Here is a 25720-nt window from a genome sequence, read left to right on the forward strand (position 1 = left end):
AAACGCAAAAACGGCCTGCGCCGCCTACCAGCTTGCAATGATACCGTGAGAGCGCCGAATACAAAAACGGCCCTGCCTGGGCAGAGCCGTTTTTTTACTTCAGGCCAGGCACGTTCAGAACGCGCGCTTGTCGATCACGCGTTTGGCTTTACCGGTTACGGTACGCTCGACCATGCCGGAGGACTGCACCCGGATACGTGCGCTGACACCGATAAAGGTCTTAATAGAGTGAGTCAAACGACGGGCCAGTTGCTCGCGCTGGGCTTCATTCAAATGATTGAACTCGGCACGCACTTCCACCAGAATTTCCAGCTCGTCCATATTGCCATTACGGCTCAGAACCAGTTGATATTGGGCAGCCAGCTCAGGCATTTTCAGAACCAGTTCTTCGACCTGGGTCGGGAACAGGTTCACGCCACGCACAATCAACATATCGTCGCTGCGGCCCGTGATCTTGCCGATGCGGCGCATGCTACGCGAAGTAGGAGGCAACAACTGTGTCAAATCGCGAGTGCGGTAGCGAATGACGGGCATGGCTTCCTTGCTCAAGGAGGTAAAGACCAACTCACCGCTTTCGCCCTCGGCCACCGGTTCGCCGGTTTCAGGGTTGATGATTTCCGGGTAGAAATGGTCTTCCCACACCACTGGGCCGTCCTTGCTTTCCACACACTCCATGGCCACGCCTGGGCCCATCACTTCGGACAGACCGTAGATGTCCACGGCATCAATACCGGCACGCTGCTCAATGTCCAGGCGCATCTGGCCTGTCCAGGGCTCGGCACCAAAAATACCGATACGCAGGGAGGTATCGCGTGGGTCCATACCCTGACGCTCAATCTCTTCGACGATATTGCAGAAGTACGAGGGGGTCACCAGAATCACGTCGGGACGGAAATCCTGAATCAGCTGAACTTGTTTTTCAGTCTGGCCACCGGACATGGGGACCACGGTACACCCCAGACGCTCGGCACCGTAATGCGCACCCAGACCGCCGGTGAACAGGCCGTAGCCGTAAGCCACGTGAGCAATGTCACCGGGACGGGCACCGGCCGCCCACATGGAACGGGCAAACAAGTCTGCCCAGGTGGAAATGTCCTTCGCGGTATAGCCAACCACGGTAGGCTTGCCCGTGGTGCCGCTGGAAGCGTGAACACGTGCTACCTGCTCACGGGGAACCGCAAACATCTTGAAGGGGTAGTTGTCACGCAAATCTTGCTTGGTCGTGAAGGGGAACTTGGAAATATCCGACAACTGCTTCAAATCGTCGGGGTGTACGCCCGCTTCATCAAATTTCTGCCGGTAATGCGGCACATTGTCGTAAGCATGCTTTAGCGTCCATTTCAGACGTTCCAGTTGCACGTTACGGATTTCGTCAACACTGGCATGCTCGATGGCATCGCGGCCAACCTGTTCTTTAATTGCTGTCATGGTGTACTCCTGCCCTGCCGCTGGTGTGGTACTACCGACCCCCCCGGGGTCCACAGGGTATGTATCGTCAAAAATTATTTTTTTTCAATCCCGCCCAATACCGTGCCATTTAGCCGGTACGAGCGCCCACGGAACAAGGCAATGCGCTTGTCGTTCTGGTTGACCACCTCGATGTCGTAGACACCGGTGCGGCCTGCCAGGGACGCCTCGACAGCGCGAGCTGTCAGGACATCCCCTTCAAAAGCAGGTGCCAAGTAATCGATAGTGCAACCGGACGCAACCGTCGGTGCATTGCGAGAATTGCAGGCAAACGCAAAGGTGCTGTCAGCCAAGGCAAAGATGAAACCACCGTGACAGGTCTTGTGGCCGTTGAGCATGTCGGCGCGCACCGTCATGCTCATATTGGCTGCACCCGGTGCCACGCTGTCCAGGCTCAGGCCCAGGCCCTGAGAGGCCTGGTCATTGCCATACATATGCTCGCTGACCTGTTGGGCCAGCGTTTGTGGGTCTTCAACAGCAAGTGCGTTGCTTTGCATTACTTTCCTTTGAATTGGGGGGCACGTTTGCCCAGGAATGCATTAACACCCTCGCGATAATCCTCGGATGCACCCAGTTCACGCATCAAGTCGCGCTCCAGATCCAGCTGTTGATCAAGCGAATGGGCATCACTGGCATAAATTGCTTTCTTGGCATAGGCCAGACCTTTGGTCGGCGCCTGTGCAAAATGAGCTGCCAGCTCATTCAGGCGAGCCTGAAACGCGTCGTCATCCACACATTCCCAGATCAGGCCCCACTGAGCTGCCTGCTCGGCCGAGAGCTTATCGCCCAGCAAAGACAGCCCCATGGCACGCGCTGTACCCACCAGACGCGGCAAGAAGAAGGTACCGCCGGTATCGGGCAAGAGGCCCAAGCGGCAGAAAGGCTGGATGAAGCTCGCCGAGCGGGTGGCGATCACGATGTCACCGGCCAAGGCCAGGTTGGCTCCGGCACCGGCTGCCACACCATTGACGCCGACCACCACAGGGGCCGCCAGCGCGCGCAGACGACGCACCAGCGGTGCATAGAATTTTTCAATGGTGGCACCCAAATCCACGGGGGCATCGCCTGCACTCATCTGGCGCTCGGACAAGTCCTGGCCAGCGCAAAAGCCACGACCATTACCCGTCAGAATCAGTACACGCAAATCGGTGCACTGTTCGACTTTGTCCAGGGCCTGAGCCAGCTCACCGTGCATATCGGCCGTAAAGCTGTTGAGCTTGTCGGGACGATTCAAGGTAATGCGTGCTACGCCATTTTCCAGCTTAAATTGAATACTTTGGTCAGTCACCTGGCCACCCTCCTTTAGAAATGCCAGCGAGTCTGAACGACACGGAAACGATTAGCAACATAGGCCGAATCCGACAGGGATGCGTTAGCGGCCGGGTTGGCGCCCGTGCCGTGGAAGTCGCTGTAAGCGGCGGTCTGGTTGATGAACACAGCGCCGGTCAGGTTCAGGGACAGAGACACGCCGGAACGCTCGGCCATGCGCTGGATCTTGGCGGTCACCGCATCATCGGTGCTGTAAGCCGACAAGGTCAGAGCACCGTGCTCAATCACGTTGCGACCGGCCACTTCAATGCTTTGCTCGGTCGAATCGGTTTGCACCACAAACACGATGGGGCCAAACCACTCTTGCTGGATCTCGGGCTGGTCCACACGGGCCTGCAAGACCAGCGGTGTACGTACGCGGGCACCGGGAAATGCGGGGTGTTCCAGCGTCTGGCTGTCAGCCAGGATAGGCATGCCCAGTTGGCGAGCCTGATCAATACGCTGTGCGCAGGCTTCGTTTTGCACGGCGCCGGTAATTTCAACGGCACGGGCCGGATCGGACACCAGCTTTTGCACGGCTTGTGCCAAGCCTTGAGCGACTTCATCAAAGCTCATCACGCCATCGGCAGTACGGATACCGTCGCGAGGCACATAGATGTTTTGAGGAGCGGTACACATCTGGCCGGAATACAGCGCAAAGGAGAAAGCCAGATTGCGGGCAACAGCCTTGAAATCATCAACCGAATCAATAATGACCTGGTTCACACCGGCTTTTTCGGTGTAGACCAAAGCGTGGCGAGCATTTTCTTCCAGCCAGTTACCGTTCTGGCTGCTGCCGGTAAAGTCGATCAGCTTGACGGCCTTGTTCATGGCCAGTTGCTGGGCGGTGTCTTCTTGAGGCTCGTGAGCGGCCAGCAAGACCACATTAGGATTGAAACCGGCTTCGGCCAGCACGTCGCGGGCGACGGCAACGGTAATGGCCAAAGGCAGGATTGCGCCAGGATGCGGCTTCACAATCACGGTGTTGCCGGTAGCCAGGGAAGCAAACAGGCCTGGATAACCGTTCCAGGTCGGGAAGGTGGAGCAACCAATCACCAGACCTACGCCACGGGGCACCACCTTGAACTGCTTCTTCATCTGGATGGGATCGTGCTTGCCCTGGGGCTTGATCCAGTCAACCAGACCAGGGATACGGGACATTTCCTGCCAGGCATAGGCCACAGCTTCCAGCGCACGCTCCTGAGCGTGAGGGCCACCGGCCTGGAAGGCCATCATGAAGCCCTGGCCCGTGGTGTGCTGCACAGCGTGAGCAATCTCGAAGCTGCGCTGGTTCAAGCGATGCAGGATTTCCAGGCAGATACCAACCCAGGCTTGCGGGCCAGCATCACGCCAGCTGTCCAGCGCCAGTTGCGACTGGGCCAACAATTGATCCACGGGAACTTTGGGGTAACGAATGCCCAGATCAAAACCAAAAGGCGATTGCTCATTGCCCACTTCTCCTTGGGCGCCTTCCAGCGTCAAAGGAAAAGCTTTGCCGCGGTAGGCTTCAAAAGCAGCCTGACCATCCTGAGCCGCGGTTTCGCCGTAGGCGCGCGGGCTGGGATTTTCAGGATAAGCGCTCCAGAAGTTGCGCTCCAGAATGCTGCTCAACGCGTGATCCAGCGTCGCCTGATGCGTTTTGAAAAAATCTGCTGCCATACAATGTGCTCCTGAAACTAGTAGGACGCCAAGCCGGGAAGCTGGCGTCCAAATTCTTGGAAAACCGCTTGTTCGCTGCGGTCTTAGGTTTCCTGATCGAAGTCAATGACCACCCGGTCGGTCACCGGAAAGCTTTGACAACTGAGCACGAAACCGCGGGCTACTTCGTAATCTTCCAGTGCAAAGTTGGCGTCCATGTCCACTTCGCCCTCTACCACTTTGCAACGGCAGGTAGAACAAACCCCACCCTTACAGGAATAAGGCAACTCCAGCCCTTGCTCCAGTGCCGCATCCAAAATACTGCTGTTGCTCTTGCTGATGGTCAGGTTGCGAGTAATGCCATCCTGAATCACGGTCAGTTCACACTCTTCCTTACCCGGAGCCTTGCGCGACTCCTCGCCCGTACGCAAGGCACGCGGGCCTTTAGGGGCACCGAACAGCTCGAACTTGATCTGGGATTTTTCCAAGCCATTTTCCTGCAAGGCGGCAACCACCTGCTCGCTCATGTCCTGGGGACCGCAGACAAAGGCCACATCCACACTGGCGGGATCGAACCATTGCTGCATTAGCTGACGTACTTTTTCGCCGTCCAGACGACCGTTGAACAAGTCAATATCCTGCGTTTCCCGGCTCATGATATACACGATGGAGAAACGTTCCATATAGGTGTTTTTCAGGTCCTCGATCTCTTCGCGGAACATGATGGCCGAGGAAGCGCGGTTACCGAAAAACAGCGTGAAGGTCGATTTTGGCTCGGTATCCAGCGCGGTTTTCACCAGCGACAGAATCGGGGTAATACCACTACCGACCGCAAAGGCGGCGTAACGATGGGCCTGGCTGGGATCAAAGTCCACGGTAAAGTTGCCATCAGGTGGCATGACTTCCAGGGTGGCACCCGCTTCCAGATGGCTGTTGGCCCACGTGGAGAACGCCCCATCATTGACACGCTTGATCGCCACGCGCAGCAAACGGTCGTGCGGTGCCGCACAGATCGAATAGGAGCGGCGCAGTTCCTGGCCGTCCAGATGGGTGCGCAAGGTCAGGTACTGACCGGGGCGGAACTGAAACACATCCTGCAAATCGTCGGGCACGGTAAAAGCCACCACCACGGCATCGCGGGTGCTGCGGGAGACCGAGGCCACAGGAAGGGAATAAAACTGACTCATAGGACTAATGCGCCTTAAAGTAATCGAATGGTTCACCGCAGCTGATGCAGCGATACAGCGCCTTACAGGGTGTAGAGCCAAACTGGCTGATTACCCGTGTATGCGTGGAGCCGCATTGAGGACAGGCCACCACGGGCGCCTCGGGCTGACGCAGCAAACCAGAAATATCAACTGCACTTTGGGCCGGAGGAGCGATACCGTAGTCGCGCAAGGCCACTTTGCCCTGCTCGCTCATCCAATCGGTCGTCCAGGCCGGTGACAACTTGGTCTCTACCCGAACCTGCTCGATACCGGCCTGTTGCAAGGCCTGTTCAATCGAGTGGCTCATCTCGTACATCGCCGGACAACCGGAGTAAGTCGGTGTGATGGTGACCACACACACGCCCTGCTCCCAATTCACGTCACGCACAATACCCAGGTCCAGCAAGGAGATCACGGGGATCTCCGGATCTGGAACCGTGGCCAATACTTGCATGACCTGCTCGGTGCTCCAGGTCTGTGTCATGACGATCACCAAGTGGCGTCGGGGTACATACGTGGCAGATGCTGCATTTCCGCCAGCAGATACCCTAACGCTTCCGTGTGGCGGCCTTGTGGACCACCGCGATAAGCCTTGTGCTGAGCATCCTGCTCGGCCGGGCAACGCAAGGTGGCACGCTCGAGCGCATTTTGGATGTATTCCAGGCAAGGCTGCCACAGACTGGCCATCAAAGGCACGGCTTGGCGCTGAGCCAGTTCCTCGGTGATCTCGTCATCCAGAAACAACTCACCCAGGTAGAACCAGGCATCATCAATGGCTTGCTGCATGCGTTTGTGGCTCTCTGGCGTACCGTCGCCCAGGCGCACAATCAGGTCGGTCGAGCGCCGCAGGTGATACAGCACTTCCTTATGCGCCTTCTGGGCAATTTCACGAATCTGCTCGTCGCTGGATTCGATCAACTGCTCCAGCAGGAAGCAATGCCAGGCATCAAACAGAAACTGACGTGCCAGCGTGTCGCCATAGTGACCATTCTCGCGCTCGACCAGCAGGTAGTTGGTGTACTCGTGAACATCACGGTGATAGGCCAGACGATCTTCGTCACGGCCCTGGCCTTCGGTTTCGCCAGCCAGAGTCAGCCACATGCGAGCCTGACCCAACAGGTCCAGTGCGGTATTGGCACAGGCCAACTCTTCTTCCAGAGCCGGGCCGTGGCCAGTCCACTCACCCAGACGCTGTGCCAGCACCAAGGTGGAATCGCCCATGCGCAGGGCGTAAGAAAACAGGGCTTTGTCCATGCCGGTTCCTACATATTGATGCCGTCAGGCATTGGAAAAAAAGTAGGGTGGCGGTAGACCTTGCTGTTGGAAGGCTCGAACAGCGGGCCTTTGTCGCCAGGGCTGGAGGCCGCGATATCGGCGGCACGCACGACCCAGATGCTCACGCCTTCATTACGGCGGGTGTACACATCGCGGGCATTGTTAATCGCCATTTCGGCGTCCGGAGCGTGCAGGCTGCCCACATGTTTGTGGGCCAGGCCGTGCTGGCTGCGAATGAAAACTTCCCACAGGGGCCAATCGTTCTTGCTCATAACTGAAAATTCCTTGCTGTGCAGCGGTGCTGTCAAAGCGCCTGCTGCGAATCGGATCGAATCAGAAACCGTACCGGCTTCTTAGCCTTGATGATCAGGCTACCTTGCGGACGCCTTCCTGCTTTTGGGCATGGGCATCCAGTGCATCACGGAACCAGGCGCCATTTTCGTGGGCCTGGACTCGGGCTTGGAGTCGCTCACGATTACAGGGACCATTGCCCTTGATCACTGCCCAGAATTCTTCCCAGTCAATCTCGCCAAAGTCGTAGTGACCGCGCTCTTCGTTCCAGCGCAGATCAGGGTCGGGAATGGTCAGGCCCAGGTACTCGGCCTGAGGTACGGTCTGATCCACCATCTTCTGACGAAGTTCGTCGTTGGAGAACAGCTTGATTTTCCACTGCATGGACTGAGCGCTGTTGGTGGAGTCCGCATCGGAAGGACCGAACATCATCAAGGCAGGCCACCACCAGCGGTTGATGGAATCCTGAACCATCGCCTTTTGCTCGGGCGTGCCATGCAAGCACATCTGGAGCAGCAAGTCGTAACCCTGGCGCTGGTGGAAGGATTCTTCCTTGCACACACGTACCATGGCACGGGCGTAAGGACCATAGGAGCAACGGCACAGCGGAATCTGGTTAATGATGGCCGAGCCGTCAACCAGCCAGCCGATCATGCCGATATCGGCCCAGTTCAGTGTGGGGTAATTAAAAATGCTGGAATACTTGGCTTTGCCCGACAGCAAGTCATCGACCAGCTTGTCACGGCCTACGCCCAGTGTTTCGGCAGCGCTGTACAGGTACAGACCGTGACCGGCCTCATCCTGCACCTTGGCCATCAAGATGGCTTTGCGTTTGAGCGAAGGGGCGCGGGTAATCCAGTTGCCTTCAGGCAGCATCCCGACGACCTCGGAGTGCGCGTGCTGAGAGATCTGGCGCACCAAGGTTTTGCGATAGGCTTCGGGCATCCAGTCCCTGGCTTCGATGCGGACACCCTCATCGATGCGCTCTTGGAACCGACGTTCTTCGTCGGACATCTGCTCGACATCCTGGACCTGCTTGACGCCTGTCTCTACAAGTTGTGCATACATGACCATCCCCGGTAAGAGTGCTGAAAGCGCCCAAACAAATTTTGTTTCGACGCAAACCATATACACTTCATTATTTAATACGAAAAATGTGATGTCAATCGCAAAACCGTATCATATGAGCCCAGAACAGATACTTTAAGGGTAAATACTTAGACGTAAAAAAACCGAGGAGCGACAAATCGCTATCCTCGGTTTTAATCCAGCCAAAGCGCCCCCACCTAGAACAGGCTGCCCGATTACCTATCTGGCTCGGACCCGCGCAACATCGACCTTGCCTGTTCTTGCTGCTTACAGACGGATGAAGTGCTCGCGGTAGTGTTTCAGCTCGTCAATGGACTCATAAATATCGGCCAAGGCCTCGTGACGGCTTTGCTTGACGAAACTTTTAACCACTTCAGGCTTCCAACGCAAGGCCAGCTCTTTGAGCGTACTGACATCCAGATTACGGTAGTGAAAGAAGGCTTCCAGGCGGGGCATGTAGCGGTACATGAAACGGCGGTCCTGACTGATGGTATTGCCGCACAAAGGCGATTTGCCAGCCGGTACGTGCTCTTTCAGGAAGTCCAGCAACTGGTCCTCGGCCTGCGCCTCGGTCAGGGTAGAAGCTTTGACCTTGTCGATCAGGCCACTGCGGCCATGCGTACCCTTGTTCCAGGCGTCCATGCCATCGAGCAATGCATTGCTTTGATGAACCACCAGAACCGGGCCTTCGGCCACCAGAGTCAAGTCTGCTTCTGTTACCACGACCGCAACTTCAATGATGCGCTCTTTGTCCGGATCCAGTCCTGTCATCTCCATATCGAGCCAGACCAGACGCTGTGTATGAACCGCCATATAATCATTCCTCAAAACGCCCATTTTACATATAGCCACCTACATGCTGACCTTGTTGTTCATTATCTTTCTGCTTGCAGACGTTTTGCTGCGCTTTTATCTAGGCCTGCGGCAGATCCGGCACGTTTATCGTCATCAAAACGAGGTGCCTGCCGAGTTTTCCGAACGCATTGGCCTGCATAGCCATCAACGTGCAGCGCGCTACACCATCGCACGCACCCGACTGGGCTTGAGCGAGCGTCTGGTCGAAGCCCTGGTGCTGCTAGGCTTTACGCTGCTGGGAGGCTTGCAATGGCTGGATGTCACGCTGGGCAACTGGATCAGCCATGAGCTGCTGCGTCAGCTCGCCCTGATTGGCGCGGTATTAGCGATTATGGGTGTCGTGGGCCTACCTTTTGCCTGGTATCGCAAATTTGTACTGGAAGCACGCTTTGGTTTTAACCGCATGAAGCCCGCGCTGTTCTTTGCCGATATCGCCAAAACGCTGCTTATCATCCTGATTCTGGGTACCCCCTTGTGTGCCGCCCTGCTCAGTCTGATGGATTGGGCTGGCCCATCCTGGCCCTGGTACGGCTGGGGACTGTGGCTGGTTTTCAACCTGCTAGTGCTGTGGCTGTACCCGCGCGTTATCGCCCCCATTTTCAATACCTTCAAACCGCTGGAAGATACCAGCCTGCGTGAGCGCATCAATGCCCTGGCGCAGCGTTGCGGCTTTCAGACCAATGGCTTGTACGTAATGGATGGCTCGCGCCGCTCCGCCCATGGCAATGCGTACTTCACCGGCCTGGGTCGCCAAAAGCGCATCGTATTTTTTGATACCTTGCTAAACAAGCTGCAACCCCAAGAAGTGGAAGCCGTGCTGGCGCATGAGCTGGGTCACTTCAAACATCGCCATATACAACGTCGCCTGCTGATCAGCGTGCTCACATCCCTGATCTTTTTCCTGCTGGCTGGCTGGGCCTGGGGCAAGGTGGGTTTTTATACCGGGCTGGGCGTCATTCCCCAACTGGGCCGCCCCAACGATGCCCTGGCTCTGATCCTGTTCTTCATGGTGGTACCCACCTTCACCTTCTGGATGGGCCCCTTGAGCGCCCTGCTCTCGCGCCGGGATGAGTATCAGGCCGACAGCTTTGCCGCCCAGCACAGCCAGGCCCAGGACTTGATCAGCGCCCTGCTCAAGCTTTATAACGACAATGCCGCAACCCTGACACCCGACCCTGTGCACTCTACCTTTTACGATAGCCACCCCAACGCGATTGATCGCATCCGACACCTGAAAAGCCTGGCATGACATCCAAATACATTAGCGGTCTTGTGACTGCCGCCCACGGTCGCCACTACTTTGTCGAGCTGCCTGATGGCGAAACCATCAAGTGCTTTCCACGCGGAAAAAAAGCCGGAATTGCGGTTGGCGATCAGGTCAATGTACTGATGCAGGCCAAAGGAGAAGGCTCTATTGAAGCGGTGCAGGAGCGACGCAATCTGCTGTATCGCTCTGACGATTTCCGCACCAAGCAGTTTGCGGCCAATATCGATCAGCTTCTCATTGTGGTCGCGCCCGAACCCGCTTATGCCGAAGACTTGCTGGGGCGCGCCCTGGTCGCGGCCTGGAGTGTAGATATTGAGCCGGTAATTATTCTGAACAAGGCTGATCTGAGCACTCACCTGGAACGTGCGCGCGCCAAGCTGGCCCCCATCGCCGCTTTGGGCGTGCCTATTCTGGAAATGGTCGCACTGGAGCCGGAACAGACACGCGCAGCCTTGGCCCCTTGGCTGGCGAACAAACGCACCTTGCTGCTGGGACAAAGCGGCATGGGCAAATCCACCTTGCTCAATGCCCTGGTCCCGGATGCAGGCGCGCTGACCCAGGAATACTCGCAAGCCCTGGGCGCAGGCCGACACACCACCACCAGTACCCGCCTGTATCACCTGCCCAATAGCGGCGACCTGATCGACAGCCCCGGTTTCCAGGCCTTTGGCCTGTCGCATATGACACAGGAAGATATTGCGCACGGTTTCCCCGACTTTCGCAAAGCCGTGGAGTCCTGCCGCTTTTATAACTGCACCCACAGGCATGAGCCGGGCTGTGGCGTACTGGCCGCTATCGAAGCAGGCAGCATCCACCCTGAGCGGCACGCGCTATACCAACGACTACTGGCCGAGCACGAAAACAAGCCACGTTATTAAGGGAATGAGGGGCGAAACACAACGCCCTTTTTTTTTGAAGGCAGGATCCGCTGCCAGAGTGCCCGCTTGACAGGCCTGATTACAGGCCGTTGGACCGAGTATCCCCGCCAGCGGACAACTGCACCCAGGCAGCCGACAAATGGTGGTAGAGATTGCGGATCAAGACCGCTGTGGCACCCCAGATAAAATATGAGCCCCAAGGAATCGAAAAGTAATAGCGTCCCGCCCCATCCGGCAAATCCGCGTGGTGCAACTGATGGCGCTGCGGGTCTAACAAGACCGACAAGGGCACTTCAAAAACCTCGGCCACTTCGGAACTATCGGGCAAGACCTGAAAGCCCTCTTGCAACTCGCCAATAATGGGGCGCATTGCAAACTGGGTACTGGTGACAAAAATAGGATGCTGACCCAGGTAACGCACAAAGCGCGGCTCGATGCCGATCTCTTCCTGGGTTTCACGCAGGGCCGCTTCTACGGGCCCCAGATCCGACGCCTCGATACGCCCACCAGGAAAACTGATCTGCCCAGCATGGTTATGCAAATGCATGGCCCGACGTGTAAAAATGACGGTGGGCCCCTCCGGGCGCTGCATCACGCCAATACACACGGCGGAGCGCACATTCATGGAACCGGGCAAAAACTCTGGATAAAAGGAGCCGCGAAACAACGGCTCGACCTGCCACTGGATGGGCTGGGCAAAGGCACTACGCAGAAAATCCAGTTGCTGGGCCTGAGCAGGCAATTCAGGCAAAGCGTCTAATGCAACCAGGGGCTGGCTGCGAGGGTCGAACCCAGGAACGATAACGGGCCTGATACGAGGCTTATCCATAAGAACGGGTAGTGATCCCACATAAAGACAAAGGCACCCGCCTGGGTGCCTTTGCATCGCTGTTCGCTAGGGGATTAGTTACCCGAACGACGAACGAGTTTTTCTTTGATGCGAGCGGCTTTACCCGAGCGTTCGCGCAGATAGTACAGTTTAGCACGACGCACAGCGCCACGGCGCTTGACTTCGATGCTGGCGATCTGCGGGGAGTACAGTTGGAATGTACGCTCAACGGCTTCGCCAGAAGAAATCTTGCGAACGGTGAAAGCAGAATTCAGACCACGGTTGCGACGGCCAATAACCACGCCTTCGTAAGCCTGCACGCGCTTGCGTGTACCTTCAACCACGTTTACGTTCACAACAACAGTGTCACCAGGACCGAACTCGGGAGGCAGCTTGCCACCGGTCAGGCGCTGGATTTCTTCTTGCTCAAGAATAGCGATCAAATCCACGATTGACTCCAAAACCATCGTATCAGCCGCACACATTATAAAAATCGCGCTGACAGAGGATGAAAAAATGATTAGCCAATAATTCTATCAGTAAAAGGCTTAAATCACCAAGCCTTTTGAGTGATTACGGCTGCGTTTCCAGGCGTTTAACTACGTTAAAATACGACACTTTGGGCATCATGCCCCTGTATTAAACGCAGTAAAAGCGCAGATTTACTCGCTTCGCCTCTCCCTTGGCAAAAAGGGCCGACCTTATTAAAGGACACAGTCTATGCATGCTGAATACAAAGTTCCTGGCGGCAAGCTGGTCGTGATCGATCTGGATGTCAAAGACCATATGATCGAACAAGCACGACTGAGCGGCGACTTCTTTCTGGAACCTCCCGAAGCACTGGGCCTGATCAATCAAGCCCTACAGGGCTTGTCCGTCAATAGCAGCGCCGAAGAAATTGCGGCTCACGTTAGCCGCGCCCTACCTACCAACATCGATATGTTCGGCCTGGACTCGCAGGCGATCGGCGTGGTCGTGCGGAGGGCCTTGGCATGATGAGCTGGAACGAGTTGCCTTGGGAGCTGATCCATATGGAGCCGCAGCCCGCTGCCCTGCATATGGCGCTGGATGAAATCATTACCCAGGAAGTCAGTGAAGGCACCCGCGCCCCTACCCTGCGTATCTGGGAGTGGCAAGAAGCTGCTGTAGTGATTGGACGTTTCCAGTCCCTGCGAAATGAAATTGAAGCCGAGGTCGCCGCCCATCACGGTATTCGTGTGGTGCGTCGCATCAGTGGCGGTGGCGCCATGTTTATCGAACCTGGCAATACCATTACCTATTCGCTTAGCGTACCCAAACAATTTGTAGCCGGCATGACCTTTCAGGAGTCCTACGAGTTTCTGGACTCATGGGTCATTGAAGCCCTGCGCGACATTGGTATTGATGCCTGGTACCAACCGCTGAACGACATTACCAGCGCCGGTGGAAAAATTGGGGGTGCCGCACAAGCACGACGTGGCAATGCCGTCTTGCATCATGTCACCATGGCCTACGACATTGATGCTGACAAGATGTTGGAAGTTCTACGCATCGGCAAAGAAAAGCTCTCAGACAAAGGCACCACCAGTGCCAAGAAACGCGTGGACCCTATCCGCAGCCAAACAGGTATGAGCCGTGAAGCGGTTATAGAAGCCATGCTGGATATATTCCGCAAAAAGACGGTTCTTAACCCCGGCACACTACCCACTTCAACATTGGAACAGGCCGAAAAACTGGCACGCGACCGCTTCCTGTCAAACGACTGGACACAACTGGTGCCCTGATCGCCCCCTCTGGAGCAGCACAAGGACGTGGCTTCAAAACCCGCCCATGCTGCCCAACCATAACAAGCCAGGAATACTGGCACCCCACACAGCAACCAAACACACATCCATGACCTTGGCTTTGAAAGACAAGGGCTTGTTAAATGGACTGGAAGAAGCTGCAGAGCGAACCGGGCCACGGAAACGTGGAGTGGCTTGCGGACGGTAATGACGGCTTGGACTAGACATGGCTAACTCCATTTACTGTTTTCTTATACAGTACTGTACTTAAAACTAGCAACCAGTGCAATCAGTACCTGTCATGATGTTGCGCTTGCCCCACTGACACACTGCAAACCCAGTCCTGACGCCACTTACAGCCAATTGACCATAAAGCGTACCATCCCTGCCCTAACCGTCTTCGCGACTGAAAAGCCACTTGCATCCAGTGCTTTGCACAGTAGTTCCATACCGTAACGATGCCCACAAAAAAGCCCTCGTGCCATAAGCAGGAGGGCTTTCTGTCTGAGCCTAAAGGCCAAGTAGCAATTACTTGTTAGGCTGAGGCGTCACACGCAGGTAGGGACGAATCTCGGTGTAGCCTTTAGGGAACTTCTGCTTCAGAACTTCAGGATCTTTCAGGCTAGGAACGATAATCACATCGTCGCCGTCTTCCCAGTTCACTGGCGTAGCCACGCTGTGGCTGTCGGTCAGTTGCAGGGAATCGATCACGCGCAGAATTTCGTTGAAGTTGCGGCCCGTGCTGGCAGGGTACGTAATGATCAGACGCACTTTCTTGGCAGGGTCGATGATAAACACCGAACGCACTGTCACGGTGGTGCTGGCGTTGGGGTGGATCATATCGTACAGATCCGACACCTTGCGATCCGCGTCAGCCAGGATGGGGAAATTAACGGTGGTTTTTTGAGTTTCGTTGATATCGTCAATCCACTTGCCGTGGGAATCAACATCATCAACGGAAACAGCAATTACTTTTACGTCGCGCTTGGCGAACTCGTCCGCCAGCTTGGCGGTATAACCCAGTTCGGTGGTGCACACAGGCGTAAAGTCGGCTGGGTGGGAGAACAAGACGCCCCAGCTATTACCCAGAAACTCGTGAAACTTGATGGTGCCGGCGGAGGATTTTTGTTCAAAATCAGGGGCCAGGTCACCCAGACGAAGTGTAGCCATTGCGTTCCTCTTTTTGAAATGCAGCCGCGATCAGGAGATCGTCAACTTAAATGATCAGGACTAGTCAGATGATTTTGTCAGTATAAAGAGCGCGTTTCAAATAATTTAAAGCTATATCAATATACCGAAAAAAGGCCCGGCAGCCAAACAACTGCACGGGCCTTGATGGCTTGAGCCAGGTCGGCTTACAGCAGTTCGGTCGTCAGGTAAGGCATCAGCTCCGCACCATCAGCCACGGATTGAGCCAAAGCATTAGCACGTGGCAACAAGTGGCTGGCAAAGAACACGCTGGTCGACAGCTTGCGGCGCAGGAATGGATCCTGATCACCTTCGCTCAGTGCTTTTTCTGCTGCCAAGGCGGCACGAGCCATCTGCCAGCCGGTCAACACATAGCCGGACAGCATCAGGAAAGGTACGCTGCCCAGGAACACGGCAGGCAGGTCTTTCTGAGCGTTCATCAAGGTGAACATGGCAGCACGTTCCACACTCTTGACACCTGCCTCCAAACGATCAGCGATCAGGGTCAGTGCAGCTTTGTGCTCACCACCTTGAGCCGCACGTTCACGCAGCTTGGCAACAGTCGCGCCCAGCTCCGGAGCCAGGCCCTGGATCACAGCGCCGGCATCACGCAGCACCTTGCGACCGATAAAGTCGTTGGCCTGAATGGCAGTGGTGCCTTCATAGATAGGCAAAATGCGCGAATCGCGGTAGTGCTGGGCCGCACCGGTTTCTTCGATAAAGCCCATACCGCCATGCACCTGCACACCCAGGGAAGTGACTTCCAGAGACATTTCAGTGCTGAAACCCTTGACCACAGGCACCAGGAATTCGTACAGAGCCTGATAACGCTTGCGGGCATTTTCATCTGCACTGTGACGCGCCTTGTCGTTCACACCAGCGGCGAAGTAAGCCAACGCGCGGGAGCCTTCCGTCAGGGCACGCATTTGCACCAGCATGCGCTGTACGTCGGGGTGATGGGCAATCGACACGGCCTTGCCGCCAGTCAGAGGCGCACCCTGCACACGATCGTTGGCGTAGTCAAGGGCCTGCTGGAATGCACGTTCGGCCACGGCGATACCCTGCACGCCCACCGCGTAACGAGCCGCGTTCATCATGATGAACATGTACTTCAGGCCTTCGTTTTCCTTGCCGACCAGATAGCCGACAGCGCCCTCGCCCACATCGCCTTTGCCTGAGCCATACAACAGTACAGCGGTTGGGCTGCCATGAATGCCTAGCTTGTGCTCCAGCGATGCACACCAGACGTCGTTACGAGCGCCCAAAGAGCCATCGTCGTTCACCATGAACTTGGGCACGATAAATAGCGAAATCCCTTTCACGCCGGCAGGTGCGTCGGGCGTGCGGGCCAGCACCAGATGGACGATGTTCTCGGCCATATCGTGCTCACCGTAAGTGATGAAAATCTTTTGCCCGCTGATGCGATAGCTGCCGTCATCTTGAGGAACTGCGCGGCTGGCAACCTGGGCCAGATCCGAACCGGCCTGAGGCTCAGTCAGGTTCATGGTGCCGGTCCAGCGGCCTTCCAGCAAAGGCGGCAGGAAGCGTTCTTTCTGTTCGTCTGAACCCACCATAGACACGGCTTCGATCACGCCATCGGTCAGCAAAGGACACAGGGAAAAAGCCAGGTTGGCGGCATTGATGTTTTCACACGCCACGGCACCGATCAGCTTGGGCAGGCCTTGGCCGCCCAGTTCAGCTTCGTGCTGCAAACCTTGCCAGCCGGCTTTGGCAAATTCTTCAAAGGCTTTTTTAAAGCCGGGTGTGGTGGTGACCACACCGTCATTCCATTTGGCACCATTCTGATCACCGGCGCGGTTCAAAGGTGCGACTTCCTGCTCAACGAAGCGGGCGTTCTCATCAATAATGGCATCGATCAACTCGGCCGAGAAATCCTCAAAGCCAGGCAATTCCAGCACACCAGGTAGATCAGCCAGCTCTTTAAGTGCAAAGCGGATGTCTTGGGTGGGTACACGATACGTCATGAACACTCCTACACAGAAACAAAAAGGACCGAAGCCACAACCAGGCCCCTGGGGTATACGCACTGAAAAAAAGCCTGCTGGAAAAGTATCCAGCAGGCCGTTTGGCGCTTAGAGCGCTTTTTCTAACTCAGGCACAGCCTCAAACAGGTCCGCGACCAAACCGTAGTCAGCCACGCCAAAAATAGGCGCTTCGGGATCTTTATTGATGGCCACAATGACCTTGGAGTCCTTCATGCCAGCCAAGTGCTGGATGGCACCAGAGATACCCACAGCCACGTACAACTGAGGAGCGACGATCTTACCGGTCTGCCCCACCTGCCAGTCGTTCGGTGCATAGCCGGCGTCCACTGCAGCGCGCGAGGCACCCAGGGCAGCACCCAGCTTGTCAGCCAGACCGTCCAGCAATTTGAAGTTTTCGGCGCTGCCCATACCACGGCCACCGGACACGACCACACCGGCACCTGCCAGTTCAGGACGGTCGCTCTTGGCTACTTCACGGCTGACGAACGTCGAACGGCCCGAATCTGCCACAGCGCTCAGCTCCTCAACAGCGGCACTACCACCTTCAGCGGCCACAGCGTCAAACGCGGTGGTACGCACGGTGATCACTTTCACGGCATCGCTGGACTGAACGGTGGCCACAGCGTTACCGGCATAAATCGGACGGGTGAAGGTGTCTGCCGACTCGACGGACAAGATGTCCGACAATTGGGCGACATCCAGCTTAGCGGCCACGCGAGGAGCAATGTTCTTGCCCGAAGCGGTGGCAGGGAACAGGATGTGGCTGTAGTTCGAAGCAATGGCCAGCACTTGGGCTGCCACGTTCTCGGCCAGACCCTCAGCCAATGCAGGCCCATCGGCCAGCAGCACTTTGCTGACACCCTGGGCTTTGGCAGCCGCCTGGGCCACGCCAGCGGCCTGATTACCCGCGACCAGAACATGCACATCACCGCCGATCTTCTGAGCGGCAGCCAGGGCATTGAGTGTTGCAGCCTTCAGCTGCTGATTGTCGTGCTCGGCAATAACAAGGATAGCCATTTAAATCACCTTCGCTTCGTTCTTCAGTTTCTCGACCAGTGTGGCAACATCGGGCACCATGATGCCAGCAGCACGAGCTGGGGGCTCGGTCACTTTCAAGGTTTTGATACGAGGAGCCACATCAATGCCCAGTTCTTCAGGAGTCAGGGTTTCCAACGGCTTTTTCTTGGCCTTCATGATGTTGGGCAGTGTCACGTAACGAGGCTCGTTCAAGCGCAGGTCAGTAGTGATCACGGCAGGCAGGCTCAGTTTCAGTGTTTCCAGGCCACCGTCCACTTCACGAGTGACCGATACGCTATCGCCCGACACTTCAACTTTGCTGGCAAATGTGGCTTGTGGCCAGTCCAGCAAGGCAGCCAGCATCTGGCCGGTCTGGTTGGCGTCGTCGTCGATCGCCTGTTTGCCCAGGATCACCAACTGAGGCTGTTCTTTGTCCACCACGGCCTTGATCAGCTTGGCCACGGCCAAAGGCTGCAACTCGACGTCGGTTTGTACCAAAGTGGCCCGATCAGCCCCAATGGCCAGCGCCGTGCGCAAGGTTTCCTGGCTTTGCGCCACACCGCAAGAAACAGCAATCACTTCAGTGGCTGCACCGCTTTCTTTGAGGCGGGTGGCCTCTTCGACAGCGATTTCGTCAAAGGGGTTCATGGACATTTTCACATTGGCAATGTCCACCCCGGTTTGGTCAGATTTCACGCGTACCTTGACGTTATAGTCAACTACGCGTTTCACGGGTACTAACACCTTCATGTAATGTTCTCCAGTGCAGTCTTAAATAAAAATTGTTCTGTTGAAATAAGGCTTTGGAAGAATTCCAAAGCCCGGAGCCAATCGCCTAAAGCCCGGCGAAGGCCTTGATATGGGCCACCACGCTACGTCCCAGGGACGAGGGATCGTACCCCCCTTCCAGCATACTGACCAGACGATGTCCGGCACTGGGCGCACAGGCTTGGACCACCATGGCAGTCAATTCCGCATAATCGGCTTCAACCAGGCTTAGCTGTCCCATCTCGTCTTCACGGTGAGCATCAAAGCCTGCCGAGAAAAAGACCATTTCAGGGGCAAAAGCCTCTATGCGGGGCAAACAAACCTGCTTGAACAGATCGATAATCTGAGCAGACTTGGTGTAGGCCTCAACCGGTATATTTACCATGTTTTGCGCTGCCGGGTCCTGAAAGGAATCAGGAAAAAACGGGGACTGAAAAAAACTGCACATCAGAACTCGATCGTCGCCGGCAAAAATCTGTTCGGTTCCATTGCCGTGGTGCACATCAAAATCGACGATCAGCACCCGCTTGAGGCCATATTTTTCCAAGGCATAGGCTACAGCGACAGCGATATTGTTGAAAAAACAAAACCCCATCGCCCGCGCCCGCTCGGCATGATGCCCAGGAGGTCGTACAGCACAAAATGCACCGGCCGCCCCTTCATTCATGACGCCATCGACGGCATCCAGACCCGCCCCGGCAGCGGCATAGGCAGCTTCCAGGGTATGGGGATTCATCAGGGTGTCAGGATCGATATTGAAATACCCCTGCTTGGGCAATTGCTCTTTTAGCTTTTGCACATAAGCAGCATCATGCACCCGCAAAATATCCTCATCCGTGGCCAGCCGAGCTTGTCGCTGAGCCAGATAGGATGCCAGACCGCTGGATAGCAGTTGATCATTTATGGCATCGAGCCGCTGCGGACTTTCCGGATGCCATCGACCCATCTCATGCAAATGGCACGATGGATGGATAAAATATAGTGTCTCCATGAGGATGGATTATGTTCAGACCCACTCGAATTTTGCAAGCAGTACTGATCGCGCTGAGCACTGCCGGCTGCGCTTCCACCACTTCACAAGCTCCGTCTTCGGACACCAAACCCAATAACGGCGCGGTTTTCCTGACCCCAACAAAAAATACTGAGGCCATCACAATCAAGGCCTTAGCCGAACCCCAATCCATTCAGGCTGGCCAGTCCCGTTCTGGCCGGACACAGTTTTTTAAATTAAACGGTGAATTAAACGATGATATTGCGGCCTACGCCCAGGAAGTGGCAACAGCACGCGACATCCCATTGGATCTGGTCACTGATATTTTGCAGCAAGCCCAATATAACGAGACCGCTGCCAGATTAATGCGTCCCACCAAAGGGCGCATCAAACGCAGCTGGGTAACGTATAAAAAACGCAATGTAGACCCAGCCCGCATTCAAGGTGGCGTCCAATTCTGGCAAAAGCATCGATTGGCGCTGGAGCAGACCTCCAAAGACTATGGCGTGCCACCCTCAATTATTGTGGCCATCCTGGGCGTGGAAACCGTCTACGGAAAAATCATGGGTGATTTCAAGGTGCTGGACGCCCTATTTACGCTGGGCTTTGCCTATCCGGACGACAGTCGGCCCGAGCGCGGTCAACTATTCCGCGATCAATTGGCTGATCTGATCGAACTTCACTATCAAGGGGAGCTGGATGCCCGGATTGCTCAAGGTTCGTTCGCCGGTGCCATGGGTATGTCCCAATTCATGCCTGGCAGCCTGATACGCTATGCCGTGGACGGTAACGGAGATGGCCGCATTGATCTGCGCAACAATCCCGCCGATGCCATGGCTTCGATTGCCAATTTTTTGCGGGCACATGGCTGGGAACCTGGCTTACCCGTTTTTGCGCCGGTTGAGTTGAGTAACGCGAACAAAGGCATGGTGGACGGCGGCATCTACCCCAAGCTGAGCTGGACGCAATTGACTAATGCCGGTGCCAAAATGAAGGGCCAGAGCCACAATGCAGGCCCTTGGCAGCAGGCTCAATTAGGTGTGGTGAACCTGGTGGATGAGCCACGCAATACCACGGAGTATCGCCTGGGTACGCCCAACTTCTTTGCCATTACCCATTACAACCGCAGTTATTTTTATGCCAGCTCGGTCGCCGACCTGGCTTCCGAACTGGCTAAACAAATGGGTTATGGCAACCCTAATTAATTAAAGATGCCGGTAGACAGGTAACGGTCGCCACGGTCGCACACAATAAAAACGATCGTGGCGTTTTCTACGCGCTGAGCAACGCGCATAGCGGCCACCAAGGCACCGCCAGACGAAATGCCAGCGCAGATTCCTTCTTCAGCGGCCAGACGGCGCGTCATGATCTCGGCCTCTTGCTGGCCGATTTCCTCGAACAGATCCACTTTGGATGGATCGTAAATCTTGGGTAAGTACTCTTCTGGCCATTTACGAATGCCGGCAATTTGCGCCCCTGGTGCAGGTTGAGCACCCACCACCACAATGCCACTGTTCTGGCTGCGCAAGTAATTACCCACACCCATGATGGTGCCGGTCGTACCCATAGCGCTGACAAAGTGCGTGACCTGCCCGTCGGTTTGCTTCCAGATTTCCGGACCAGTGCTGTGCACGTGAGCTGCTGGATTGTCCTTGTTGGCAAACTGGTCCAGCACCTTGCCCTGCCCTTCGGCCTGCATCTTCAGCGCCAGATCACGAGCGTACTCCATGCCACCCTGATCGGCGGGCGTCAGAATCAACTTCGCACCATACGCTGTCATGGACGCACGACGCTCCAGCGACAAGTTATCGGGCATGATCAAAATCATTTTGTAGCCACGTACGGCCGCAATCATGGCCAGCGCAATACCCGTATTGCCGCTGGTAGCCTCGATCAAGGTGTCTCCCGGCTTGATGTCGCCGCGACGTTCAGCCTCTTGAATCATGGAACTGGCCGCCCGGTCTTTGACCGAACCGGCAGGGTTATTGCCTTCCAGCTTGGCCAACAAGACATTACCGCGTGCCTGCCCAAACTCGCCCGGAATACGCTGCAAGCGCACCAAAGGGGTTTGGCCAACGGTATCTTCAATGGTGGGATAGTTTTTCATCGATCAATCTCTTACCTTGAACAAGAAGGCAGCCAGCTCGCACTGACTGCCCATGCAGACTCAACAAACCACTAGCTTAAAGCGAGTCTACGCCCAGAGCTACGGCTTTCTTCTTATATCCGCGCCGGCCGTATTGGAAACGGCCTTGCTGGCCGCCTTGGCGGGCTCCACTTTCAAACCCGACTGCTCCATCGTAATAATCTTTTTGGCACCTATCCCTTTAACCCGGTCTGCCAAATCCTGTAGAGAATCAAAGGGGCCACCACGCTGACGTTCCTCAAGGATCAGCTCGGCCGTCCGGGGGCCAATGCCCTTGATTTGCTGGAGCTGCTGGGCATCCGCGGTATTCAGGTCGATTGCCGTCGCCAACCCCCAAGGCCCAAACAAACATAGGGCAAGCAGGACGCGCAAAACAGCACCACGCCAGCGTTGCATCGAACGCAACTGGCGATTGGAAACAGGGGACGACTGGGCAGAGGTACACATGATAAAGGCTCCTTGAAAAGAAGCCTTTATGGTGCCGCCTAGATGATTGAAAAAGCGGCCAGAAGCGCGCGTTTAGCCATGCGTGGCAGCCCGCATGGACTTTCTTGTCCTGGCTCTTAACGCAGAGCGCCTGACTGAAGCAGACGACGTACGTACTCGGCCACGCCGGTCTGCACGTCATGGAAAGGCTTGTCGTAGCCAGCGGCACGCAATTGAGTCAAGTCAGCCTGCGTGTGGCTTTGATAACGGCCTTTCAAATCATCCGGGAATGGGATGTATTGCAGGAACTGTTGCGTCACCAAATCTTCCAATTCCAAGGCAGGCAAACCATCGTGTTCCCGCAAGGTGTTGACGACCGTTTGGGCCACATCATTGAATGGCTGAGCACGACCCGAACCGCAATTGAAAACACCGGACTGCTTGTCTTGACCCAGGAAATGCAGATTCACCGACACCACGTCATCAATAAAGACGAAGTCGCGCTGCTGCCCACCATCCACATAACCATCCCAACCACCGAACAGCAGCACATGACCGTCACGGCGGTATTGCAGCATATTGTGATAAGCCACCGATGCCATGCGCCCTTTGTGCTGCTCTTGTGGACCGTAGACATTAAAGTAGCGCAAACCCACCACGGGTGCGCTCAGTCTATCCAGATGACGACGCAGCACTTGGTCGAACAGGAACTTGGAATAACCGTAAACATTCAAAGGGGCTTCGTTACTAAGGTCTTCGGCGTACAGCGGGCCCGCACCGTAAACAGCGGCGGACGAAGCGTACAGGAGAGGGATGCGCTTGGCCTGGCAATACTCAAAGATTTCCAGTGTCACGCGATAGTTATTGTCCATCATGAACTGGCCATTGCGCTCGGTGGTGTCCGAACATGCGCCCTGATGCAGTACAGCTTCAATATTGGAGAACTCGTCCCGCGCCAAACGGGCACGGAAATCATCCTTGTCCATATAGTCGGCAATTTGACCATGCACCAGATTGACGAACTTGTCGCCATCGCTCAGGTCGTCCACCACCAGAATGTCGGTCACACCCTGCTGGTTCAGGCCTTTCACCAAATTGCTGCCAATAAAGCCAGCGCCACCGGTCACTACGATCATGCCAATTCCTTTGCCGTCACAATGGACGTACCCAATTTTCCGACCACGATACCACCCGCACGATTTGCCCAGCGCATAGCCTGCAACCAATCCAGGCCAGCCGCTCGCATCACCGCCAGCGTTGCCAATACCGTGTCCCCGGCACCCGAGACATCAAACACCTCTTGTGCCTGGGCATCCACATGCTCACGCCCCTGCTCGGTGAACAAGGTCATGCCTTGCTCGGAACGGGTAATCAGCAAGCATTCCAAATTCAGCTTACGACGCAAATCCTGGGCGCGTCGCATGAGATCATCTTCATCTTTCCAAGCACCCACGGCTTCCTGCATTTCCGAACGATTCGGGGTCAGAATAGTGGCGCCCTGGTAGCGCTCGTAGGTCTTGCCTTTGGGGTCGACCAAAACGGGAATATTCTTGGAGCGTGCCAAGGCAATCAGGCTTTCCACCTGCGCCAAAGCGCCTTTGGCGTAATCAGACAAAACCAGCACCTGATGCTGATCCAACAGATCGCTCATATTTTGCTGTAGCTGCTCCAGAGCGCCGTCAGCAGGGCTTTCTTCAAAGTCCACCCGCAACAACTGCTGCTGACGACCCAGTACTCTCAACTTCAAGGAAGTGGGCATCAGAGGGTCTTGCACCCAGTGGGCCTGAACATGGTCGGCTCTCGCCAAGTCTTGCACTGTCTTGCCCGCTTCATCCTGCCCAATCACGCCAAGCAAGCTGGCTTGAGCACCTAAAGCAGCAATATTGCGCGCCACGTTGGCAGCACCACCCAAACGATCCTCCACCCGGCCCATCTTGACCACGGGGACAGGGGCCTCGGGGGAAATACGATCCACATCACCAAACCAGTAACGGTCCAGCATGACATCGCCTACTACCAGTACACGACTGGCGGCGACGGCTTCACCTGGAAACGTCATCATTTCAACTCCTCAAGGCGCCGAGGGGCATACGTCTCCCAGGAGTTGCAACCAGGACATTGCCAGTAAAAATGGCGAGCCTCAAAGCCGCAAGAACTGCAAGAATATCGATCCAGGCGCTGTGTATGCCTGTGAATCAAAGAACGCAGCAGACTTAAATCCGCGCCCGCAATAATTTGATCGACACCGACCGCTTCTGCGCCTTCGGCACCTTCTTTGCTCTGCCCTTGATCCTGGAGTTCGACTTCCAGCATCTTGTCCAGACCCAATAAAGAAGGATGGGCGCGCAAGGCATCGCGCGCAAAGGCCCAGGCCTGCAAATGGCCTTCCTGCTCACGCAGAACGCGGAACAGCACATTGAAAATATCCAGGCTGGGGTGCTGCTGATAATGACTACGCAGCATGGCAACACCTTCTTCACCACGACCCAGCTTGCGATAACTGTCCAGCAACTCGGTAGCGTACAGACCCACATATTCGGGGGCACTGCTCAGGATGGACACCAGATAGGCACGCTCCTGCTCGTTCTGCCCTTGCATACGCGCAACACGAGCACGCAAACCAGCAACCCGAGCCTGGGAGGCATACATGCCCTGACCAGTACCCAGTTTGCGAATGGCATTATCAGCCTCGTCCAAGGCTTTGGCAGCACGTTCGAAATCAGGCTGCTTGCCCTGCAAGGCCCCTTCGGCCTGCTCACACTGGTAATGCACCAACTGCGGCACGGGCTCATCGACCAGGGCTCGCAGGCGGCGCACCGCTTCGATCGCACGTGGCCAATCATGCTCGGACTCATAAATACGAATCAAAGCGCGCATGGCCGGTATCGCAAACCGCGTTTCACGCACCGCCTCAAAAGCGGCTTCAGCCCGATCCAGCATGCCAGCTTTGAGGAAATCCTGGGCAATCTGAAACTGGGCATTTTCACGATCTGCAACAGGCAGATCGGCACGCGACAGCAAACTTTGATGCACACGGATAGCGCGCTCCATTTCGCCTCGACGGCGAAACAGGCTGCCCAGTGCAAAGTGCAGCTCGGTGGTTTCAGGGTCCAGTTTGGCCACTTCCACAAACGCATCAATGGCACGATCCGGCTCTTCATTAAGCAGGAAGTTCAACCCCTTGAAATAGGAGTCCGGCAACGTGCGGGTTTCGGACATCATTTGCCGAAAATCCACCCGTGCTGCGACCCAACCCAAAGCAAAAAGAATGGGTACAAAAACCAACCACCAGGTTTCAAAATCCACTGTT

General features: G+C 55.9%; 28 protein-coding genes. 5 read left to right on the forward strand and 23 right to left on the reverse strand.

Annotation, left to right across the window (positions count from 1 at the left end):
- Positions 1-114: 114 nt before the first annotated feature.
- The 10 genes from paaK to orn all read right to left on the reverse strand — a co-directional run bounded on the left by paaK (position 115) and on the right by orn (position 9089).
- Entirely contained in the window at positions 115-1428 is a 1314-nt protein-coding gene (paaK, locus tag OKX01_RS11630) for a phenylacetate--CoA ligase PaaK (RefSeq protein WP_042481657.1), read from the reverse strand.
- A 74-nt stretch (positions 1429-1502) separates the two neighbouring features.
- Positions 1503-1964, reverse strand: a complete 462-nt coding sequence (paaI, locus tag OKX01_RS11635; RefSeq protein ID WP_094197100.1) for a hydroxyphenylacetyl-CoA thioesterase PaaI — start codon at positions 1962-1964, stop codon at positions 1503-1505.
- Positions 1964-2755, reverse strand: coding sequence for a 2-(1,2-epoxy-1,2-dihydrophenyl)acetyl-CoA isomerase PaaG (gene paaG, locus OKX01_RS11640; protein ID WP_230017820.1), 792 nt, complete (start codon positions 2753-2755; stop codon positions 1964-1966). Before paaG ends, paaI begins: the two co-directional genes overlap by 1 nt.
- Positions 2756-2769: 14 nt before the next feature.
- Positions 2770-4434: a phenylacetic acid degradation protein PaaN gene (gene paaN / locus OKX01_RS11645; protein ID WP_094197102.1), complete on the reverse strand. Its 1665-nt coding sequence runs from the start codon at positions 4432-4434 to the stop codon at positions 2770-2772.
- A gap of 83 nt (positions 4435-4517) precedes the next feature.
- Complete coding sequence (gene paaE / locus OKX01_RS11650; RefSeq protein ID WP_094197103.1) at positions 4518-5600, reverse strand: 1,2-phenylacetyl-CoA epoxidase subunit PaaE; 1083 nt, start codon at positions 5598-5600, stop codon at positions 4518-4520.
- 4 nt (positions 5601-5604) lie between these two features.
- Positions 5605-6105 (reverse strand): 1,2-phenylacetyl-CoA epoxidase subunit PaaD, encoded by a 501-nt coding sequence (gene paaD, locus OKX01_RS11655; protein ID WP_094198381.1) that lies wholly within the window; start codon positions 6103-6105, stop codon positions 5605-5607.
- A gap of 5 nt (positions 6106-6110) precedes the next feature.
- The gene (gene paaC / locus OKX01_RS11660) at positions 6111-6875 is read right to left on the reverse strand and encodes a 1,2-phenylacetyl-CoA epoxidase subunit PaaC (protein ID WP_125276671.1); all 765 of its coding nucleotides are present in this window, start codon (positions 6873-6875) and stop codon (positions 6111-6113) included.
- Positions 6876-6883: 8 nt separating this feature from the next.
- Positions 6884-7168 (reverse strand): 1,2-phenylacetyl-CoA epoxidase subunit PaaB, encoded by a 285-nt coding sequence (gene paaB / locus OKX01_RS11665; protein ID WP_094197105.1) that lies wholly within the window; start codon positions 7166-7168, stop codon positions 6884-6886.
- Between the two features lie 94 nt (positions 7169-7262).
- Complete coding sequence (gene paaA / locus OKX01_RS11670; RefSeq protein WP_094197106.1) at positions 7263-8255, reverse strand: 1,2-phenylacetyl-CoA epoxidase subunit PaaA; 993 nt, start codon at positions 8253-8255, stop codon at positions 7263-7265.
- Between the two features lie 288 nt (positions 8256-8543).
- Complete coding sequence (gene orn, locus OKX01_RS11675; protein WP_094197107.1) at positions 8544-9089, reverse strand: oligoribonuclease; 546 nt, start codon at positions 9087-9089, stop codon at positions 8544-8546.
- Positions 9090-9132: 43 nt separating this feature from the next.
- Here orn and OKX01_RS11680 point away from each other — a divergent pair, with 43 nt between their 5' ends.
- Together OKX01_RS11680 and rsgA are read left to right on the forward strand one after the other, a co-directional pair.
- Entirely contained in the window at positions 9133-10380 is a 1248-nt protein-coding gene (locus tag OKX01_RS11680) for a M48 family metallopeptidase (RefSeq protein WP_264671771.1), read from the forward strand.
- Positions 10377-11276, forward strand: coding sequence for a ribosome small subunit-dependent GTPase A (gene rsgA, locus OKX01_RS11685; RefSeq protein ID WP_264671772.1), 900 nt, complete (start codon positions 10377-10379; stop codon positions 11274-11276). Before OKX01_RS11680 ends, rsgA begins: the two co-directional genes overlap by 4 nt.
- 79 nt (positions 11277-11355) lie before the next feature.
- On the opposite strand, the gene OKX01_RS11690 is transcribed toward rsgA, so the two are convergent.
- Positions 11356-12027 carry an NUDIX hydrolase gene (locus tag OKX01_RS11690; RefSeq protein ID WP_094198382.1) on the reverse strand — a complete coding sequence of 224 codons (672 nt, stop codon included), beginning with the start codon at positions 12025-12027 and terminating at the stop codon, positions 11356-11358.
- 152 nt (positions 12028-12179) lie between these two features.
- Positions 12180-12554, reverse strand: coding sequence for a 50S ribosomal protein L19 (rplS, locus tag OKX01_RS11695; RefSeq protein WP_094197110.1), 375 nt, complete (start codon positions 12552-12554; stop codon positions 12180-12182).
- Between the two features lie 271 nt (positions 12555-12825).
- On the opposite strand from rplS, the gene OKX01_RS11700 reads away from it, so the two are divergent.
- Together OKX01_RS11700 and OKX01_RS11705 are read left to right on the forward strand one after the other, a co-directional pair.
- Positions 12826-13101, forward strand: a complete 276-nt coding sequence (locus tag OKX01_RS11700) for a biotin--protein ligase (protein ID WP_162496894.1) — start codon at positions 12826-12828, stop codon at positions 13099-13101.
- Positions 13098-13868 (forward strand): biotin/lipoate A/B protein ligase family protein, encoded by a 771-nt coding sequence (locus OKX01_RS11705; protein WP_264671773.1) that lies wholly within the window; start codon positions 13098-13100, stop codon positions 13866-13868. The genes OKX01_RS11700 and OKX01_RS11705 overlap by 4 nt, the downstream gene beginning before the upstream one ends.
- A gap of 33 nt (positions 13869-13901) precedes the next feature.
- Here OKX01_RS11705 and OKX01_RS11710 read toward each other — a convergent pair whose 3' ends face one another.
- The 6 genes from OKX01_RS11710 to OKX01_RS11735 all read right to left on the reverse strand — a co-directional run bounded on the left by OKX01_RS11710 (position 13902) and on the right by OKX01_RS11735 (position 19838).
- Entirely contained in the window at positions 13902-14096 is a 195-nt protein-coding gene (locus tag OKX01_RS11710; RefSeq protein WP_094197111.1) for a hypothetical protein, read from the reverse strand.
- A 300-nt stretch (positions 14097-14396) separates the two neighbouring features.
- Complete coding sequence (locus OKX01_RS11715; protein ID WP_094197112.1) at positions 14397-15038, reverse strand: peroxiredoxin; 642 nt, start codon at positions 15036-15038, stop codon at positions 14397-14399.
- A 185-nt stretch (positions 15039-15223) separates the two neighbouring features.
- The gene (locus OKX01_RS11720; RefSeq protein WP_125276667.1) at positions 15224-17041 is read right to left on the reverse strand and encodes an acyl-CoA dehydrogenase; all 1818 of its coding nucleotides are present in this window, start codon (positions 17039-17041) and stop codon (positions 15224-15226) included.
- 108 nt (positions 17042-17149) lie between these two features.
- The gene (locus tag OKX01_RS11725; RefSeq protein ID WP_086060209.1) at positions 17150-18079 is read right to left on the reverse strand and encodes an electron transfer flavoprotein subunit alpha/FixB family protein; all 930 of its coding nucleotides are present in this window, start codon (positions 18077-18079) and stop codon (positions 17150-17152) included.
- Positions 18080-18829 (reverse strand): electron transfer flavoprotein subunit beta/FixA family protein, encoded by a 750-nt coding sequence (locus OKX01_RS11730; protein WP_094197115.1) that lies wholly within the window; start codon positions 18827-18829, stop codon positions 18080-18082.
- Between the two features lie 85 nt (positions 18830-18914).
- Positions 18915-19838, reverse strand: a complete 924-nt coding sequence (locus OKX01_RS11735; protein ID WP_162496896.1) for a histone deacetylase family protein — start codon at positions 19836-19838, stop codon at positions 18915-18917.
- Between the two features lie 11 nt (positions 19839-19849).
- On the opposite strand from OKX01_RS11735, the gene mltB reads away from it, so the two are divergent.
- Positions 19850-21043: a lytic murein transglycosylase B gene (gene mltB / locus OKX01_RS11740; protein WP_094197116.1), complete on the forward strand. Its 1194-nt coding sequence runs from the start codon at positions 19850-19852 to the stop codon at positions 21041-21043.
- On the opposite strand, the gene cysM is transcribed toward mltB, so the two are convergent.
- The 5 genes from cysM to lapB all read right to left on the reverse strand — a co-directional run bounded on the left by cysM (position 21040) and on the right by lapB (position 25716).
- Complete coding sequence (gene cysM / locus OKX01_RS11745) at positions 21040-21945, reverse strand: cysteine synthase CysM (protein WP_094197117.1); 906 nt, start codon at positions 21943-21945, stop codon at positions 21040-21042. The two genes, mltB and cysM, sit on opposite strands and share 4 nt — an antisense overlap.
- Before the next feature lie 99 nt (positions 21946-22044).
- Positions 22045-22431: a ComEA family DNA-binding protein gene (locus OKX01_RS11750; RefSeq protein ID WP_264671774.1), complete on the reverse strand. Its 387-nt coding sequence runs from the start codon at positions 22429-22431 to the stop codon at positions 22045-22047.
- A gap of 116 nt (positions 22432-22547) precedes the next feature.
- Positions 22548-23546, reverse strand: coding sequence for an ADP-glyceromanno-heptose 6-epimerase (gene rfaD, locus OKX01_RS11755; RefSeq protein WP_094197119.1), 999 nt, complete (start codon positions 23544-23546; stop codon positions 22548-22550).
- Complete coding sequence (gene rfaE1, locus OKX01_RS11760) at positions 23543-24472, reverse strand: D-glycero-beta-D-manno-heptose-7-phosphate kinase (protein WP_094197120.1); 930 nt, start codon at positions 24470-24472, stop codon at positions 23543-23545. The genes rfaD and rfaE1 overlap by 4 nt, the downstream gene beginning before the upstream one ends.
- Positions 24469-25716 (reverse strand): lipopolysaccharide assembly protein LapB, encoded by a 1248-nt coding sequence (gene lapB / locus OKX01_RS11765; protein ID WP_108727675.1) that lies wholly within the window; start codon positions 25714-25716, stop codon positions 24469-24471. The genes rfaE1 and lapB overlap by 4 nt, the downstream gene beginning before the upstream one ends.
- Positions 25717-25720: the final 4 nt, after the last annotated feature.

Source organism: Alcaligenes sp. SMD-FA (genome assembly GCF_025960365.1).
Taxonomy (GTDB): Bacteria; Pseudomonadota; Gammaproteobacteria; order Burkholderiales; family Burkholderiaceae_B; genus Alcaligenes; species Alcaligenes aquatilis.

What these genes read in the sequence shown, in the direction of transcription:
- paaD (WP_094198381.1), bottom strand. Translation starts at nt 6,105, where the DNA reads ATGACACAGACCTGGAGCACCGAGCAGGTCATGCAAGTATTGGCCACG.
- paaB (WP_094197105.1), bottom strand. Translation starts at nt 7,168, where the DNA reads ATGAGCAAGAACGATTGGCCCCTGTGGGAAGTTTTCATTCGCAGCCAG.
- paaE (WP_094197103.1), bottom strand. Translation starts at nt 5,600, where the DNA reads ATGAGTCAGTTTTATTCCCTTCCTGTGGCCTCGGTCTCCCGCAGCACC.
- OKX01_RS11730 (WP_094197115.1), bottom strand. Translation starts at nt 18,829, where the DNA reads ATGAAGGTGTTAGTACCCGTGAAACGCGTAGTTGACTATAACGTCAAG.
- orn (WP_094197107.1), bottom strand. Translation starts at nt 9,089, where the DNA reads ATGGCGGTTCATACACAGCGTCTGGTCTGGCTCGATATGGAGATGACA.
- OKX01_RS11700 (WP_162496894.1), top strand. Translation starts at nt 12,826, where the DNA reads ATGCATGCTGAATACAAAGTTCCTGGCGGCAAGCTGGTCGTGATCGAT.
- cysM (WP_094197117.1), bottom strand. Translation starts at nt 21,945, where the DNA reads ATGAAAAACTATCCCACCATTGAAGATACCGTTGGCCAAACCCCTTTG.
- OKX01_RS11720 (WP_125276667.1), bottom strand. Translation starts at nt 17,041, where the DNA reads ATGACGTATCGTGTACCCACCCAAGACATCCGCTTTGCACTTAAAGAG.
- paaK (WP_042481657.1), bottom strand. Translation starts at nt 1,428, where the DNA reads ATGACAGCAATTAAAGAACAGGTTGGCCGCGATGCCATCGAGCATGCC.
- paaC (WP_125276671.1), bottom strand. Translation starts at nt 6,875, where the DNA reads ATGGACAAAGCCCTGTTTTCTTACGCCCTGCGCATGGGCGATTCCACC.
- OKX01_RS11680 (WP_264671771.1), top strand. Translation starts at nt 9,133, where the DNA reads ATGCTGACCTTGTTGTTCATTATCTTTCTGCTTGCAGACGTTTTGCTG.
- OKX01_RS11715 (WP_094197112.1), bottom strand. Translation starts at nt 15,038, where the DNA reads ATGGCTACACTTCGTCTGGGTGACCTGGCCCCTGATTTTGAACAAAAA.
- OKX01_RS11735 (WP_162496896.1), bottom strand. Translation starts at nt 19,838, where the DNA reads ATGGAGACACTATATTTTATCCATCCATCGTGCCATTTGCATGAGATG.
- paaN (WP_094197102.1), bottom strand. Translation starts at nt 4,434, where the DNA reads ATGGCAGCAGATTTTTTCAAAACGCATCAGGCGACGCTGGATCACGCG.
- paaA (WP_094197106.1), bottom strand. Translation starts at nt 8,255, where the DNA reads ATGTATGCACAACTTGTAGAGACAGGCGTCAAGCAGGTCCAGGATGTC.
- OKX01_RS11710 (WP_094197111.1), bottom strand. Translation starts at nt 14,096, where the DNA reads ATGTCTAGTCCAAGCCGTCATTACCGTCCGCAAGCCACTCCACGTTTC.
- OKX01_RS11725 (WP_086060209.1), bottom strand. Translation starts at nt 18,079, where the DNA reads ATGGCTATCCTTGTTATTGCCGAGCACGACAATCAGCAGCTGAAGGCT.
- OKX01_RS11705 (WP_264671773.1), top strand. Translation starts at nt 13,098, where the DNA reads ATGATGAGCTGGAACGAGTTGCCTTGGGAGCTGATCCATATGGAGCCG.
- OKX01_RS11750 (WP_264671774.1), bottom strand. Translation starts at nt 22,431, where the DNA reads ATGTGTACCTCTGCCCAGTCGTCCCCTGTTTCCAATCGCCAGTTGCGT.
- rsgA (WP_264671772.1), top strand. Translation starts at nt 10,377, where the DNA reads ATGACATCCAAATACATTAGCGGTCTTGTGACTGCCGCCCACGGTCGC.
- paaI (WP_094197100.1), bottom strand. Translation starts at nt 1,964, where the DNA reads ATGCAAAGCAACGCACTTGCTGTTGAAGACCCACAAACGCTGGCCCAA.
- mltB (WP_094197116.1), top strand. Translation starts at nt 19,850, where the DNA reads ATGTTCAGACCCACTCGAATTTTGCAAGCAGTACTGATCGCGCTGAGC.
- rfaE1 (WP_094197120.1), bottom strand. Translation starts at nt 24,472, where the DNA reads ATGATGACGTTTCCAGGTGAAGCCGTCGCCGCCAGTCGTGTACTGGTA.
- rfaD (WP_094197119.1), bottom strand. Translation starts at nt 23,546, where the DNA reads ATGATCGTAGTGACCGGTGGCGCTGGCTTTATTGGCAGCAATTTGGTG.